The organism is Variovorax gossypii, assembly GCF_003965815.1.
Taxonomy (GTDB): Bacteria; Pseudomonadota; Gammaproteobacteria; order Burkholderiales; family Burkholderiaceae_C; genus Variovorax; species Variovorax gossypii.
In genome coordinates, this window is record NZ_RXOE01000013.1 from 17,808 (window position 1) to 33,248 (window position 15,441).

A 15,441-nucleotide genomic window follows, 5' to 3' on the forward strand; every position below is an offset into this window, starting at 1 on the left:
CGCGTCGTGCGGGTTGCGATGCCGGAGAGTCTTCATGACCGGTATCGTGGACTTCAAAGGGGGAGAAAAATTGGACGGCCGCCCCCTGGACGGCCGTGACTGCGCAACGGAATCAGAAATCGAGCTTGGCGCTCACGCTGAACGTGCGCGGGTCGCCGGGCTTGATGTAGTTGTCGTACTGGTACTCCCAGTAGCGCTTGTTCGCCACGTTGTTGATGGCCGCGCGGAAGGTCGTGTTGCGTCCGCCGATGCGCGTCGTGTAGCTCGCGCCGATGTTCGCGATGGTGTAGCCGGGCACGCTCAGCTGGTTCGCCGCGTTGAGCATGGTGTTGCCCGTGTACTTCATGTCGGCCGAGAGCCTGAGCCCCGGCACCTGCGCCACGTCGTAGGACACCTGCGCGGTCGCCACCAGCTTCGGAGCGCCCGCCACGCGGTTGCCGATGTAGCTGCTGCCGCGTTCGTACGAGCTGTCGAGCAGCATCAGGTTGCCGCCGATCCGCCACTGCGAGCCCAGGCGCGTGGAGGCGCCGAGTTCCAGGCCCTGGTAGATCGACTGGCCGTCCTGCACCAGCACGTTGGCGCTGTTGGCGTACTCGGCGCCGCGCTCGATGCGGAAGAGCGCCGCGGTGGCGCTCCAGCGGTCGCGCTCGGTCTTCAGGCCCAGTTCGTACTGCTTGCTCTTCAGCGGGTTGAGCAACTGGCCTTCGTTGGCGTAGAGGCTGCCGACGGTGCTGCCCGGCTCCAGCGATTCGACATAGCTGGTGTAGAGCGTGGTGTCGGGCGCGGGCTTGAACATCAGCGCCAGAGTGGGCGTGATCACGCCGCTCTTGCGATAGCTCGAGTTGCGCTCGCCGGTGGTGTCGTAGCCGATCTGCTCGTAGGTCGTGCTGCGCAGGCCGCCCAGCACAGACCACCTGTCGGACAGCTTCAGCGTGTCGCTCGCGAACACGGCGCGCTGCGTGATGTCGCTGTTGCGGTAGGGCGTGAAATCGGTGGAGCTGGCGTAGCTGTTCGTGTTCTGTCCGAAGATGCTGCCGCTGCCGATCAACTGGTAGACGCTGTTGCTGCTGTAGTAGTTGACCTGCTTCTGCCACGACGCGCCCAGCGTCAGCTGGTGCTCGAAGTCGCCGGTGCGCAGCTTGCCCGTGGCCATGGCCTGCCACTGGTTGAAGCGATGGCCCTCGGCGCTGTCGGAGCGGTAGTCGTCATAGTTACCGCTGGAGTCGAGCAGGTAGGCGATGCCTTCGTTGCGGCTGCGCGTGGCGCTGCTGTGGCTGTAGCTGGTGCTCAGCGTCCAGTCGGGCGAGAGCTTGTACTGCAGGCCGGTCGAATACAGGTTGAAGTCGGTGGCCAGGTGCTGGCCCGCGCCCACCAGGCCCTGGTTGTCGGCGCTGATGGTGGCGGGCAACTGCGTGCCCGTGTAGCTGCCCAGGTAGATCGATGGCGTCTGGCCGGTGGAGGTGCGCTTCTGGTAGAGCGAGTCGAAGGTCCAGGTGAGCTTGTCGGTGAGCTTCGCGTCCAGTCCGAGCGACACCGAGTCGCGGCGCACGTTGCCGTCGTTGTAGGTCTTGCCTTCCTCGTGCGTGGCGTTGAGCCGGTAGCCGAAGCGGTCGTCCGTGCCGAAGCGCCCGCCCAGGTCGACGTGCTCGCTCCAGATGCCGGCCGTCTTGTAGCCCACCTCGATGCTGCGTACCGGCTGGTCGGTCGGCTTCTTCGTCACGTAGTTGACGATGCCGCCCGGCGAACCGAAACCGTACATGAAGCCCGACGAACCCTTGAGCAGCTCGATCTGCTCGAAGTGTTCGTAGGGCAGGGTGATGGCGTAGCTGAGGAAAGGCTGGCCGTTGATGCGGTAGCCGTTCTGCCAGTCCAGCGGCAGGCCGCGCACCGTGATGTAGCTGGCCCAGGCGCTGTAGGCGCCGCTGTTGTCCGATACCGATGCGTCGAGCGCGAACACGTCGCCCAGCTTCGACACCTGGCGCTCGGCCATGTCCTCGCCGCGCACGACGGTGGTGGAGAAGGGCGTTTCAAGCTGCGAGCGCGCGCCGAGCGCGCCGCTGCTCACCTTGGCGCCGAGGTGCTGCTGCGTGTCGTCCTGCGACTCGGCGGTAACCGTCACGGTTGGCAGCGCTGCCGCGGCAGCGTCCTTGCCTTGCGCCTCCTGCGCGTGTGCGCGGCCGATCTGGGCCGCGGCCCACAGCACCAGCAGCGTGGCGCGCGCGGGCGGGCCGAATGCGCTGCGCCTGAATGAGAGCGGGGAGGCCGTGGAAATCGGCGAAAGGGCCGTGACGGCGACGGCGGTGTTCTGGCGTCCTGGGATCAACTTTGACTCGCGTTGTAGATAAGAATGACTCTCATCTTCAACGCGAATCTCGTAGAAATATTGGAGCTTGGCCCTGCGGCCCGTGCGGGCTGCCTCTTCCGGATCAGTGGCCGTTGCCCGGCGACGGCGCCAGCCCGCGCTGCTTCAGGAAGTCGTAGAGGCTGACCGCGAGCACCTGCGCGATCGGAATGGGCAGCGTCACGCGCAGCACCGCCGCCCGGTGGACCGGGCACTTGTCGGAGCTGTGATCGACGCGGCTGGCGTCGAAGGTGATGTGGACGCAGCCCGCGTTGACCCAGTAGCCCGAGACTTCGTCCGCGAACACCTGCGGGGCGTGCAGGTCGTCGATGTAGATGGCTTGCGGAGGCTGGGACATGGCGGCTCTGTGATTGCGGAGCCGCCGATGATCGGCATCAATCTGGCAGGAAAAAAGGAGTGGCCACCCTCACCCTCGCGCCCCCGGGGCTTCCTTCGCGCCTGGGCAGTGCCCGTGCTCAGACGATCCGCACCGACAGCTCGGGCAGCCGGTCGATGTGGATCTCGATCAGGTCGCCACGCACCACGGGCCCCACGTTCTCAGGCGTGCCCGAGTAGATGATGTCGCCCGGCTTCAGCTCGAAGGCCTGCGACAGCCGGCTGATCTGCTCGGCCACCGACCAGATCATGTGCCTGAGCGTGGCGTTCTGCTTCGTCTGCCCGTTCACCTTGAGCCAGATCGCGCCGTCGGTGAAATGGCCGACCTTCGCCACTGGATGGATCGGGCCCACGGGCGCCGAGTGGTCGAAGCTCTTGCCGATTTCCCAGGGCTTCTTCTGGTCGCCCATCTCGCGCTGCAGGTCGCGCCGCGTCATGTCGAGGCCCAGCGAGTAGCCGTAGACGTGGTCGAGCGCCGAGCTCGCGGGGATGTTGCGCCCGCCCTTTCCGAGCGCCACCACCAGCTCCACCTCGTAGTGGTAGTTCTTCGTGAGCGTGGGGTAGGGATGGTCGGCCACGGTGCCGGGCGTCACGACCTGGATCGCGTCGGCCGGCTTCTGGAAGAAGAAGGGCGGCTCGCGGCTCGGATCCGAGCCCATCTCGCGCGCATGGGCCTCGTAGTTGCGGCCGATGCAGTAGATGCGGCGCACCGGATAGACCTGCTCGCTGCCGACGATCGGGATGGTCGACGGGGCGACATCGAACGGCGTGGCCTGTGCGCGGGCGGCCCCGGCGGGCAGCGCGCAGCCGGCGATGGCGCCGGTTGCCATGGCGGCGGAACCGGCCAGCAGGCCGCGACGGGAAGTGATCATGAAGGTCTCCTTGGTCTTGTGTGGAAATGCGCTTGCCGTACCTCGCACGGCGGCTTCATTCTGGGACGGCGGGGTGGCGCGCAATCGCACGCATCTACGCAAAAACAGGACAGAACACACCACTGCAGAATCGGCGCACGGGGCCACGTACCGGCCCGGCAGGACGCCCGCATGCTCACCCACAAACAGCTCCGCTATTTCGTCGACATCGTCGACGCGGGCAGCTTCAGCCTTGCGGCGGAGCGCCTGTTCATCGCGCAGTCGGCCCTGAGCCGGCAGATCAAGGAAATGGAGCGGCATCTGCAGGTGCCGCTGCTGGAGCGCGATGCGAGGCATCTGGAGATGACGCCCGCAGGCCGCTCGCTGTACGGCGATGCGCGGCGCATTCTCGCGGCGCTGGAGAGCGCGGCCATAGGGGCGCGCCATGCGCAGCGCGGCATCGAAGGCACGGTGCACTTGCTGCATTCGAGCTCGGTGCCGCTGACGCACGGCCTGCTCGAATGCCTGAAGAAGCATGCACAGCGCCATCCCGGCGTCTCCATCGAAGTGTCGCAGCGTGCGTCGGAGTACCAGGCGATGGACATCGAGCAGGGCAATGCCGACGTCGGCCTGGCGCGCGAGCCGGTGCTGCGCCGCTACCCGGGCGTGCAGCAGTCGCCGCTCTTCTCCGAATCGCTGGTGGTGGCCGTGCCCGCTACGCATGCGCTGGCCGGCCGCGAGCGCGTGACCATCGCCGAACTGCGCGACGAGCCGTTCGTCGCGACGCCGCATCTCGAACGCGGCGGGCTGAGCCATCGCGTGGCGGAGCTCTGCCGTGCGCAGGGCTATCACCCCAGGAGCGCGCAGGTCCGCTCGCGAAAGTGGTCGCAGCTGGCGCTGGTGCAGGCCGGCTTCGGCATCGCGATCGTGCCCGAGTCGATGGGGCGCATGGCGCCGGAAGGCGTGAAGCTGCTCACGCTGGATGGCGACGATGTCCGCACCACGGTGCTGGTGCTGTGGCGCTCGGAAGATGCCTCGCGGCTCGCGCAGGATCTGGTCGCGTCGTTGCGTGCCGTCTAGCTGATTTCGAGATCGATGGGCGCCGAATTCGGCATTGGCGCGGAAGGAGTGAAGTCCATAGATTCGCGGGCATGGATTTCATATTCGGGACCTTGCCTGTCACGCCTTCCCAGTTCGCTGTCGTCTGCACGGGCGTCGTCGTCGCCTACGTCATCTTCGGCATCGCCGGCTTCGGCACCGCGCTGGTCGCCGGGCCGGTGCTGGCCAACTTCATTCCGGTCGCCAGCGTCGTGCCGCTGCTGGCGCTGCTCGACTTCTTCGCGGCCGTGGCCAACGTGAGCCGCGATGCGCGATCGGCCGACGTCGGCGAGCTGCGGCGGCTTGTGCCGGTGATGGCGCTGGGCAGCCTCGTGGGTGCGGCGTTGCTGCTGCTCGGGCGGCCGCAGCTGATGCTGCTGGCGCTGGGCATCTTCGCGGTGGCCTATGCGCTGTATTCGCTCAGCGGCATCAAGCCCGCCTCCCGGCTGTCGCAGCGCGCGGCGATGCCCTTCGGCTTCGTGGGCGGCATCTTCTCGGCGATGTTCGGCAGCGGAGGCTTCATCTACGCGATCTACCTGTCGGGGCGCATCGAGGCGAAGGAACGCATCCGCGTCACGCAGTCCACGCTGATCGGGCTCAGCACGCTGACGCGGGCGGTGCTCTTCCTGCTGGCCGGCGTGTATGCGCAGACGTCGATCCTGTGGCTGGCGGTGCTGCTGTTTCCGGCCATGCTGGTGGGCACGGCGGTGGGCAGGCGCATCACGCTGCGCCTGTCGCGCGAGCAGTTCATCAAGGTGGTGGCGCTTGCCGTGCTGTGCTCGGGCGCCTTCCTGATCTACCGCTATGCCGCCGGCTGAAGGCCGAGGGGAATCAGCGGCATGCCGGCGTAGGCCAGGCTGAATGTCCAGAGAATCAGCGCTGCATAGAGGCCCGTCAGGAGCCACACCGCGGCGCGGCCCCATGGCATGAGCGACATGCTGATGAGCGCACCCGCCAGCGGCAGCAGCTGTTGTGCGTGCACGCCGAGAAAGTGCGGCACGCGCAGGTCGCCTCCGGTTGCAGACCAGCCGAACAGCGGAAGCGTGGCGCCGCCCGCGACGGCACCGATGGTCGATCCGCCATGCTGGCTGATCGCGATGCCCGCGCCCGCGCCGGCCACGAAGGTCAGCACCAGCCCCAGCACCACGGCCAGCCGGTAGGGCGCTGCCAGCGCATCGCCGTGGCGCGCGAACAGCCACGCTAGCGGCAGTGCCGTGGCGCTGAGCAGCAGCGCACCCACGCCCATCAGGCTGTACATGACGATGTGGAAGGTCGAGTCTTCGTTGAAATGCGAAGCCTGCGCTAGCGAGCCTTGCAGCGTGATGTAGCCGATCTCGAAGACGCCCGTGGCGATCACCACCGCGACGATGATGCGTGCGATGCGGGCACCGCGCTGCTCGTGCGGCAGGTCGCCGATCAGCCATGCGGTGGTCAGCGCATAGAGACTGACCGAAGCCATGAACTTCAGCGGCTTGACCCAGACGCCGACGCCGTTCAGCGTGCGCGGATCGAGCCACGCCGCCACGAGGGACGGCACCATCGCCGCGAGCAGCAAACCACCGAACCAAGCGAGCTGCGGCTGGCGCCGATGCAGCTCCCACGCCAGTGCCATGCACGCGGGCGCGACACGCAGCGCCAGAAAAGCCAGCAGGCCGACCGGGCCGAACAGGAAGGTGAGGGCGAAGCAGGGGATGAGCAGCACCGGCGCGATGCCCGCGCGCTCTCCCTCGCGCGCGATCCAGGTGCCCACGAACAGGTCGAAGGCGAGGTAGTGGAACCACCCGGCCGTGAGAAGGCCCGGATGCTGGAACAGCGCATGCACCGCCGACAGCGAGCTGTATCCGCCGCCGGCCGCCGACCAGTAGGTTGCCATCAGCCACCAGTACGCCAGCCCCAGGCCGACGGGAATGACGATGCCGGTCGTGGCCCAGATGAACGGCTTGGCACGGCCCAGCCATGGGGCCGCTCCGAGCGCTGCCCAGGCGGGAAGGGCGACAGTGCTGCCTGCGCTGAAAAGTGAATCGAACATGTGCGCCTCGCGATCGAAGAAGGCAATCCAGGGTCGGAAAGATGTTATCTTTACAGTGTTTAGATAAAAGCGCAACCTGATTCTTCGAGGAGGTAGAGTTCCTCCTTTGAAGACCGGGAAACAGCAGGCAGCCATGGCGGCAAAGAAAATCGAAGAAGCACCCGTGCCCTATCACCACGGCGATCTGCGCGCGGCGCTGATCGGGGCTACCGAAGTCCTGCTGGCCGAGCGCGGCATCGAGGGCTTCACCCTGCGCGAGGCGGCGCGACGTGCGGGCGTGTCGGCAGCCGCGCCCATGCATCACTTCGGCAGCGCGGCCGGGTTGCTGACCGAGGTGGCGATCCTCGGCTTCGAGGAACTCACGCGCTGCCTGCGCGAGGGCACCGAGACCGGCGGCACAGATCCCGCACGCCGCCTGCGCGGCCAGGGCATGGGCTATGTGCGGTTCGCGCTGGCCTATCCGGCGCGCTTCCAGCTCATGTTCCGCAAGGACCGCCTGACGTCGGACGCACGGCTGGAGGCTTCCGGCGACGCAGCATTCGCCGAGCTGGAGATGGCGGTGCGCGACTACACCGGCTGGGGCCGAAAGAAGCCACTGAACCGCGCGACGCAGGCGACGGTGCTGGGCGCATGGTCCACCGTGCACGGCTTCGCGCATCTCGCGCTGGACGAGAGGTTCGGCGGACACGCCGGCGGCGCGGGCACGAACGACTTCGTGGAGAACATGCTGCCCGAGATACTGAAGCAGTTCTGGCCCTAGCCCTCAGCCGCTCGTTCGTTCATTCACTCTTCGTTCATTGCCCCGGAAAGGGCGGCAGCCGCCTGCGGATCGTCTGCGCCTTCACGATGGATGTGTTGGTCTCGGCCTTGCTCGCGATGCGGTCGAGGATGCCGTCGAGCTGTTCGAGCGACTGCAGGAACAGCCGCGCAACGAAGCAGTCTTCTCCCGTGACCTTGTCGCATTCGCAGAACTCGGGCGTGCCTTCGATGAGCTTCTGCACCGCCTGCAGCTGCCCCGGCAGCGGACGGATGCGCACGATGGCCTGGAACTGGTATCCCAGCGCCTTCGGATTCACGTCCAGCGTGTAGCCCCGGATCACGTCGCGCTCCTCGAGCCGGCGCAGCCGTTCGGAAACGCTGGGCGATGAGAGCCCCACGTGGTGGGCCAGTTCCTTCAGGGACATGCGCGCGTTGCCGGCAAGGGCTTGCACGATGGATTCGTCGATCGGATCGAGCATGAAGACCATCTCCGGTGAACTGGGTTGAGTGCCTTGATTTCAACGGCCATTGCTGGCGATTGCCTTATTAAAAGCATATCCAATTCGCGCGGACCGTGGCACGCTTGCAGCCTTGCTTCCTGCCGCTCGGAACGGAAAGACATGCAGACACAGCTTCGCGGTGCGCTCGAGATGAGCGCGGCCATGGTGATTTCCGGAACCATCGGATGGGTCGTCGTGCGCTTCAACCAGCCGCTGCCCGACTTGCTGTTCTGGCGCTGCGTGTTCGGCGCGGCGACGCTGCTGGTCGTGTGCTTCGTGCTCGGCCTGCTGCGACGCGGCCTCACGCTGCGCAATTTCGCGCTGGCTGCATTCGGCGGCGTGGCTCTGGTCATCAACTGGGTGTTGATCTTCGCGTCGTTCTCGCACGCGTCGATCGCCATCGCCACCGCGGTCTACAACACGCAGCCATTCATGCTGGTGGCGCTCGGCGCGCTTCTCATGTCGGAGCGGCTGACCGCGATGAAGGCGATCTGGCTGTGCATCGCCTTCGCCGGCGTGGTGCTGGTGGCGCAGGCCAAGTCCGGTGGCGGTGCCGGAGGCTCGTCCTACTTCGTCGGCGTGCTGATGGCGCTGGGCGCGGCCTTCTGCTACGCGGTGGCGGCCCTCGTGGCAAAGAAGCTCGACGGCATCGCGCCGCATCTCATCGCGCTGATCCAGGTCTGCGTGGGCATCGTGATGCTCGCGCCCTTCGCGAACCTGAAGACGCTGCCCACCGATGCGGCCACCTGGGGCGTGCATCTCGCGATGGGCGTGATCTATACGGGGCTGGTGTTCGTGCTGCTGTACGGCGCGCTGCAGAAGCTGTCGACGCCCGTGGCGGGCGCACTGTCGTTCATCTATCCACTGGTGGCCATCGGCGTCGACTACGTCGCCTTCGGCCAGCGGCTGGGCACGCTGCAGTTGGCGGGCGCGGCCGCCATCCTGATCTCGGCGGCGGGCATGACCTTCGGCTGGACCCTGCCGGGCCTGCCGAGGCAGCAATCGCCCGCCGCCGGAAAAAGCTGACGATGGCGCCCGCGGCTCAGGGCGCCGCCGCGGCGACGTCGTTGCGCCTGAAAAGCGCTGTCGCGGTCCGCTTCACCAGCAGGTAGAACAGCGGCACGAAGAAGATCCCCAGCGCAGTCGCGGTCAGCACTCCGCCGAACACGCCAGTGCCAATGGCCACCTGGCTCGCCGAACCCGCGCCGGTAGCCAGCGCCAGCGGCACCACGCCGGCCAGGAAGGCCAGCGAGGTCATCAGGATAGGTCGCAGCCGCAGACGCGCGCCTTCGGCCACCGCGTCGAGCAACGGCACGCCACGTCGCAGCGCGGCTTCAGCGAACTCGATGATCAGGATCGCGTTCTTCGCCGACAGCCCGATGGTCGCCAGCAGCCCGACCTGGAAGTAGATGTCGTTCGAGAGGCCGCGCAGCGACGCGGCGATCACCGCGCCGAGCACGCCCAGCGGAATCACCAGCATCACCGAGAACGGCACAGACCAGCTCTCGTACAGCGCGGCCAGGCACAGGAACACGACGAGGATCGACAGTGCGAACAGCAGCGGTGCCTGCCCGCCCGAGAGCCGCTCCTGGTACGAGAGGCCGCTCCATGCGTGGCCAGTGCCGCGCTGCTTCTTCGCGATGCTTTCCACCGCCGCCATCGCCGTGCCCGAGCTCGTGCCATGCGAGGCCGCGCCCTGGATCTGCACGGCCGGCAGGCCGTTATAGCGCTCCAGCTGCGGCGCGCCCTGCGACCAGCGCGTGGTGGCGAAGGCCGTGAACGGCGTCATCGCGCCGGTGGCGCCGCGCACGAACCACTGGCGGATGTCGTCCGGGTCGGAGCGGTAGGGCGCATCGGCCTGCACGTACACGCGCTTGACGCGGCCGCGGTCGATGAAGTCGTTGACGTAGCTGCCGCCCCAGGCGATGCCCAGCGTGGTGTTCACGTCGTCCAGCGACAGCCGCAGCGCCGAGGCCTTGAGCTGGTCGATGTCCACCTGCAGCTGCGGCGTTCCGGCCACGCCGTTGGCGCGCACGGACTGCAGGCGCGAATCCTTCTTCGCGTCGCGCACGAGCGACTCGCGTGCCTGCACCAGCCGCTCGGCGCCCATTCCCGAGGTGTCCTGCAGCCAGAACTCGAAGCCGTTGGATTCGCCCAGCCCCTCGATGGGCGGCGGCACCATGCCGTAGACCTCGGCGTCGCGCTGCTGCTTCGAAAGCACTGTGCCCGCGCGCTCGACGATGGCCTGCGCGCGCTTGTCCGCTTGCCTGCGTTCCGACCAGTCCTTGAGCGAGACGAAGGCCATGCCCATGTTCTGCCCCGAGCCGCCGTAGCTCCAGCCCGAGAGCGTGAAGATGGTGTCTGTCGTGTCCTTCTCGGTTTCCAGGAAGTGCTTCTCGACCATGCGGTTCACGGCATCGGTGCGGTTGCTCGTCGAGCCGGCCGGCAGCGTGAGCTGCACCATCACGCTGCCCTGGTCTTCCTCGGGCAGGAAGCCTCCGGGCAGGCTCAGGTACAGCGCGCCCATGCCGGCCACGATGGCCGCGTACACGGCCGTGAAGCGCAGCGGCTTGCGCAGGATGCGGCCCAGCAGGCCCACGTAGCGGCCCTGTGCCGCGTCGAAGCGACGGTTGAAGGCGCCGAGAAAGCCGCGCGTGCGCGGCGTGTCGCCGGCCTTCAGGAAGCGCGCGCACAGCGCCGGGATCAGCACGATGGCCACCACCACCGACAGCACCATCGACGCGATGATCGTCACCGAGAACTGCCGGTAGATCACGCCCACCGAGCCGCCGAAGAAGGCCATCGGCAGGAACACCGCCGACACCACCACCGCGATGCCGACCAGCGCGCCGGTGATTTCTTTCATCGACTTGATGGTGGCCGCCTTGGGGTCGAGTCCTTCCTCGTGCATCACGCGCTCGACGTTCTCCACCACCACGATGGCGTCGTCCACCAGCAGGCCGATGGCCAGCACCATGCCGAAGAGCGTGAGCACGTTGATCGAGTAGCCGAATGCCGCGAGCACGCCGAAGGTGCCCAGCAGCACCACCGGCACGGTGATGGCCGGAATGACCGTGGCGCGCCAGTTCTGCAGGAACAGGTACATCACGACCACCACCAGCGCGATGGCCTCCAGCAGCGTCTTGATGACCGACTTGATCGAGATCTTCACGAAGCGCGTGGTGTCTTCCGCGTAGGCCACGCGCAGGCCGGCCGGCAGCGAGGGCTCCATCTCGGCGATGCGCGCCTTCACCGCGCTGGCGGTGGTCAGCGCGTTCGAGCCCGGCGCCAGCATGATGGCCGCGCCCGCGGCGGGGTGGCCGTTCAGCCGCGTGGTCTCGGCGTACGACTCGCTGCCCATTTCCACGCGCGCCACGTCGCCCAGGCGCACCACGGCGCCGTCGGCCTGCGTCTTCAGCACGATGTCGCGGAACTGCGCCGGCGTCTGCAGCCGCGACAGCGCCGTCACCGTGGCATTGAGCTGCTGCTTCGCGGGCGAGGGCCGCGCGCCGATCTCGCCGACCGACACCTGCGTGTTCTGCGCGGCGATGGCGGCGGTCACGTCCGAGGGCATCAGCTGGTAGCTCGCGAGCCGGTGCGGGTCGAGCCAGATGCGCATCGCGTACGCTGCGCCGAAGGCCTGCACCGAGCCCACGCCGTCGACGCGGCTGATGGGGTCGCGCATGTTGCTGGCCATCCAGTCGGCCACGTCGGTGTCGGTGCGGCGGCCGGTCTCGTCGTAGAGCGCCACGATCAGCAGGAAGTTGTTCTGCGACTTCGCGACCGTCACGCCCTGTTGCTGCACCGCCTGCGGCAGGCGGCTGGTGGCCTGGCTGACCTTGTTCTGCACCTGCACCTGCGCCGTGTCGGGGTTGATGCCCTGGCGGAAGGTGACGCTGATCTCGGCCCAGCCGGCCGAGCTGCTGGTCGACTTGAAGTACAGCAGGCCGTCGATGCCCTTGAGCTGCTGCTCGATGACCTGCGTGACGCTGCTTTCCACCGCCTGCGCCGAGGCGCCTGGGTAGTTGGCGGAGACGACGACGGTGGGCGGCGCGATGTCCGGGTACTGCGACACCGGCAGCGTGCGGATGGCCACGCCGCCGGCCAGCATGATCAGGATGGCGATGACCCATGCGAAGACGGGCCGCTGTATGAAGAAATTGGCGATCACTGGAGTTGTCTCAATCTGCCGAGGAAGGTGCCGCCGCGGCCGACACCGGCACCGGCTTCACCTTGTCGCCGGGGTGGGCGCGCTGCAGGCTGTCGACCACGAGCCGGTCGCCTTCGCGCAGCCCGCCCGTCACGACCCACTGGTCGCCCGCCGCGCTGCGCACTTCGAGCGCGCGCAGCTCGACCTTGTCGCCCGCGCCGACCACCAGCGCGGTGGGTTCGCCCTTCTCGTTGCGCGACACGCCGCGCTGCGGCGCGAGCACCGCCTGCCGCTCCACGCCGGACTCCACCTGCGCGCGCACGTACATGCCGGGCAGCAGCAGCCCCTGTGGGTTGGGGAATTCGGCGCGCAGCGTGACCGAGCCGGTGGCGGCGTCGACGGCCACCTCGGTGAACTTCAGCGTGCCGGCGTGCGGGTAGGGCAGGCCGTCTTCCATGCGCAGGCTCACGCGCGTGCTGGCGGGCGCCATGTCGCCCGAGATGAAGCGGCGCTTGAGCCGCGTGAGCTCGAGGCTGGACTGCACGACGTCGACGTAGATCGGGTCGATGCGCTGGATGGTCGCGAGTGCCGTGGCCTGGCCCGGCGCCACCAGCGCGCCCTCGGTCACGCTGGAGCGGCCGATGCGGCCCGAGATGGGCGCCTCGATGCGCGTGAACTCGAGGTTGATGCGCGCGGCCTTCAGCGCCGCCTTCGCGGCCTTCACGCCGGCCTCGGCCTGTACGAGCGCGGCCTGGGCTTCCTCGTGCTCCTGCCTGCTCACCGCGTTGGCCTTCACCAGTTCGCCGAAGCGCTCCGACTTGCCGCGCAGGCTCGCGATGCCGGCCTGGGCCGTGGCGAGCGCGGCCTGCGCCTGCTCGTGCGCCGCCTCGAAGGGGCCGGGCTCGATCTCGTACAGCACCTGGCCCGCGCGGACCATGCTGCCTTCCTCGAACAGGCGCTTGCGCACGATGCCGTTGACCTGCGGCCGGACCTCGGACACGCGGAAGGCGGCCGTGCGGCCTGAGAGTTCGGTGTGCACGGGCACGTCGCCCGCGTGCAGCGCCATCACGCCGACTTCGGGCGGTGCCGCTTCGGTGTCGGAGGTCTGCCTGGCGCCGCAAGCAGCGAGCACGAGCAGGGAAAGAGGGAACAGGAGCTTGAAAGTCATGGCTGTCCGGGAACGCGATGCGGCGCGAGCCGGAGTCGCCCGGGTCGCGCATGCTTGATGTTTTGCACTGTTATGGTGCATTGTGCCTGCCGTGCTGCGTTGCAACATGAAGGATTCCTGAGGCTTCCGAGGGATAAGGACCAACGAAAAAGCCCACGCAGGCAGGCGCCCGCCGCCACGTCGATCCGTGACGGCGGGCCCTGCCGCGTGGGCCGGTCGGCTGGCTGGCTCGGAGCTAGCTGGCGCTTTGCTGGCGCCGTCCCAGTGCGAACACCGAGTTCGGCGCATCGACGACGAAAGGCTTGCGCGTGGCCGGCTGGCCGGCCGGCGTACGCCGGGTCTCGGTCCGCACCGCGGCCTGTACGCCCTTTGCCTTCTGTTCGTCGACAAGGCTTTGCAGCGAGATCGACTTGAGGAACTCGACCGCCCGCAGGTTCACGGTGGCCCAGAGCTCGTCGATTTCGCAGCGGCCCGTTTCGCCCGGCGCGTCGGCATCGCGCCGGTGGGTGGTTTCGGCATCGTGTTCCTCGATCGAGAGGACGATGTCGGCCACGGAAATCTCGGCCGCCTTGCGGCTCAGAGAATACCCGCCGCCGGGGCCCCGGGTCGATTCGACCAGGCTGGCGCGTCGCAGCTTGCCGAACAGCAGTTCCAGGTACGACAGCGACACGCGCTGGCGCAGGCTGATCGAAGCCAGGGTGACGGGGCCCGAACGGCCGTGCAGGGCGATGTCGATCATCGCGGTGACCGCGAAGCGGCCTTTGGTGGTGAGACGCATGGGATGTTTTCCTTCCTTCGTGGGGAATTACTCGTCCCGGCCGCCGGCGATGCCCAGCAGGGCCAGCAGCGACTGGAAGACGTTGTAGATGCTGAGATACACACCCAGCGTGGCGGAGATGTAGTTGGTCTCCAGGCCGTCCTTCACGCGCTTGAGGTCGTGCAGGATGAAGGCCGAGAAGATGCCGATGGCCAGGACCGACAGCGTCATCATCAGCGCGCTCGACTTCAGGAAGAAGTTGGCGATGCCGGCCACCAGCAGCAGGATGGCGCCGATGAAGAGCCACTTGCCCATGCCCGACAGGTCGCGCTTGATGACCGACGACAGCGTCGCCATGCCGAAGAAGATCGCGCCGGTGCCGGCGAACGCCGTCATCACCAGGCTGGCGCCGTTGGCCAGGCCGAGCACGGTGCCGACCAGGCGAGACAGCATCAGGCCCATGAAGAAGGTGAAGGCCAGCAGCACCGGCACGCCGGCGGCGGTTTCCTTGGTCTTCTCGATGGCGTACATGAAGCCGAAGGCGCCACCGAGGAAGACCATCAGGCCGATGCCCGGCGACATGGCGCGCGAGAAGCCGGTGGAGACGCCGATCCAGGCGCCGAGAACGGTGGGCACCATCGACAGCGCGAGCAGCCAGTAGGTGTTGCGCAGGACGCGGTTGCGCTCCTGCGGCGAGGCGATCGGGAGATCGATGCTGTCGTGATAGGCGGTAGGGCTGTTGTTCATTTTGTGTTGGTTCCTTGAGCTGGACCTGCACCGGCCGCGTGGCGCTCGATGGCGCACGCGAAATGGCACAGGGCCGTGAATGAGATGCGGGGTAGCGGCTGCGAGACGGGCGCCGCAGGTGGCGGACGGCCCGGATCGCACATGGGGAGCCGTGGCGGCTCCCGGTCGCGAAGGCTTTAGGGGCCTAGGCGACGAAGGAAGCGGCGCGGGGTGGCCGCTTGGGTCGCGCCAGGAACGGCGAGACGATGGTGGTCAGGCCGAGTTTCGGCGGCTGTTCCGTGAAGCGCAGCAGCGCGGGCGCGCCGTTGCGGGCGTCGACCAGCTCGGCGTGTTCGGAGCCGGCTTCGTCGATGGAGAGGGTGTCGTCCGATGCCTTGTCGGCATCACCCGCCAACGCCGGGGCGTCGGAGGAGGCGGTGAAGGCGACGCTGACGACCAGCGTCTGGGTGGCCTGAGCGGCCTGCGGGTCAGCGTGCGAATGTGCGGAATGGCCGGCACCCATCATGTTGTGGGCAAGCACGGCGAAGCCGTAGCAGGACAACATGATTGCGAGGACGGTAGCGGCAAACCAGCGGGACATGTAGGGGTATTTTAGCCGTCGCGCATGACGAAGTTCGCTGCGGCGTTTTCAACCGACCTGATCGC

General features: G+C 67.7%; 14 protein-coding genes. 4 read left to right on the forward strand and 10 right to left on the reverse strand.

The window, feature by feature from the left end:
- Positions 1 to 112: 112 nt before the first annotated feature.
- From EJP69_RS29205 to EJP69_RS29215, 3 genes are all read right to left on the reverse strand, one after another.
- Positions 113 to 2,209, reverse strand: a complete 2,097-nt coding sequence (locus tag EJP69_RS29205; protein ID WP_126473966.1) for a TonB-dependent siderophore receptor — start codon at positions 2,207 to 2,209, stop codon at positions 113 to 115.
- A 217-nt stretch (positions 2,210 to 2,426) separates the two neighbouring features.
- Complete coding sequence (locus EJP69_RS29210) at positions 2,427 to 2,699, reverse strand: hypothetical protein (RefSeq protein ID WP_093209800.1); 273 nt, start codon at positions 2,697 to 2,699, stop codon at positions 2,427 to 2,429.
- Positions 2,700 to 2,817: 118 nt separating this feature from the next.
- Complete coding sequence (locus tag EJP69_RS29215; RefSeq protein WP_126473931.1) at positions 2,818 to 3,609, reverse strand: fumarylacetoacetate hydrolase family protein; 792 nt, start codon at positions 3,607 to 3,609, stop codon at positions 2,818 to 2,820.
- Between the two features lie 171 nt (positions 3,610 to 3,780).
- On the opposite strand from EJP69_RS29215, the gene EJP69_RS29220 reads away from it, so the two are divergent.
- Positions 3,781 to 4,668, forward strand: a complete 888-nt coding sequence (locus EJP69_RS29220; protein ID WP_126473933.1) for a LysR family transcriptional regulator — start codon at positions 3,781 to 3,783, stop codon at positions 4,666 to 4,668.
- A 71-nt stretch (positions 4,669 to 4,739) separates the two neighbouring features.
- Positions 4,740 to 5,504, forward strand: coding sequence for a sulfite exporter TauE/SafE family protein (locus EJP69_RS29225; protein WP_126473935.1), 765 nt, complete (start codon positions 4,740 to 4,742; stop codon positions 5,502 to 5,504).
- On the opposite strand, the gene EJP69_RS29230 is transcribed toward EJP69_RS29225, so the two are convergent.
- Positions 5,489 to 6,715 (reverse strand): ABA4-like family protein, encoded by a 1,227-nt coding sequence (locus EJP69_RS29230; protein WP_126473937.1) that lies wholly within the window; start codon positions 6,713 to 6,715, stop codon positions 5,489 to 5,491. The two genes, EJP69_RS29225 and EJP69_RS29230, sit on opposite strands and share 16 nt — an antisense overlap.
- A 133-nt stretch (positions 6,716 to 6,848) precedes the next feature.
- Between EJP69_RS29230 and EJP69_RS29235 the strand changes: the two genes are divergently transcribed.
- A complete protein-coding gene (locus tag EJP69_RS29235) occupies positions 6,849 to 7,475 on the forward strand; it encodes a TetR/AcrR family transcriptional regulator (protein WP_126473939.1) in 627 nt (208 codons plus the stop codon).
- A gap of 34 nt (positions 7,476 to 7,509) precedes the next feature.
- Here EJP69_RS29235 and EJP69_RS29240 read toward each other — a convergent pair whose 3' ends face one another.
- A complete protein-coding gene (locus EJP69_RS29240) occupies positions 7,510 to 7,953 on the reverse strand; it encodes an Lrp/AsnC family transcriptional regulator (RefSeq protein ID WP_093209833.1) in 444 nt (147 codons plus the stop codon).
- Positions 7,954 to 8,094: 141 nt separating this feature from the next.
- Here EJP69_RS29240 and EJP69_RS29245 point away from each other — a divergent pair, with 141 nt between their 5' ends.
- On the forward strand, positions 8,095 to 9,000 hold the full coding sequence (locus EJP69_RS29245) for a DMT family transporter (RefSeq protein ID WP_093209790.1): 906 nt from the start codon (positions 8,095 to 8,097) through the stop codon (positions 8,998 to 9,000).
- A 16-nt stretch (positions 9,001 to 9,016) separates the two neighbouring features.
- On the opposite strand, the gene EJP69_RS29250 is transcribed toward EJP69_RS29245, so the two are convergent.
- The 5 genes from EJP69_RS29250 to EJP69_RS29270 all read right to left on the reverse strand — a co-directional run bounded on the left by EJP69_RS29250 (position 9,017) and on the right by EJP69_RS29270 (position 15,376).
- Positions 9,017 to 12,142 carry an efflux RND transporter permease subunit gene (locus EJP69_RS29250; protein WP_170217266.1) on the reverse strand — a complete coding sequence of 1,042 codons (3,126 nt, stop codon included), beginning with the start codon at positions 12,140 to 12,142 and terminating at the stop codon, positions 9,017 to 9,019.
- Between the two features lie 13 nt (positions 12,143 to 12,155).
- The gene (locus EJP69_RS29255) at positions 12,156 to 13,292 is read right to left on the reverse strand and encodes an efflux RND transporter periplasmic adaptor subunit (protein WP_126473943.1); all 1,137 of its coding nucleotides are present in this window, start codon (positions 13,290 to 13,292) and stop codon (positions 12,156 to 12,158) included.
- A 235-nt stretch (positions 13,293 to 13,527) separates the two neighbouring features.
- On the reverse strand, positions 13,528 to 14,070 hold the full coding sequence (locus EJP69_RS29260) for an Rrf2 family transcriptional regulator (protein ID WP_093209786.1): 543 nt from the start codon (positions 14,068 to 14,070) through the stop codon (positions 13,528 to 13,530).
- A gap of 27 nt (positions 14,071 to 14,097) precedes the next feature.
- Positions 14,098 to 14,796 carry a Bax inhibitor-1/YccA family protein gene (locus EJP69_RS29265; RefSeq protein WP_093307377.1) on the reverse strand — a complete coding sequence of 233 codons (699 nt, stop codon included), beginning with the start codon at positions 14,794 to 14,796 and terminating at the stop codon, positions 14,098 to 14,100.
- A 184-nt stretch (positions 14,797 to 14,980) separates the two neighbouring features.
- Positions 14,981 to 15,376 carry a hypothetical protein gene (locus tag EJP69_RS29270; RefSeq protein WP_240652331.1) on the reverse strand — a complete coding sequence of 132 codons (396 nt, stop codon included), beginning with the start codon at positions 15,374 to 15,376 and terminating at the stop codon, positions 14,981 to 14,983.
- Positions 15,377 to 15,441 lie beyond the last annotated feature (65 nt).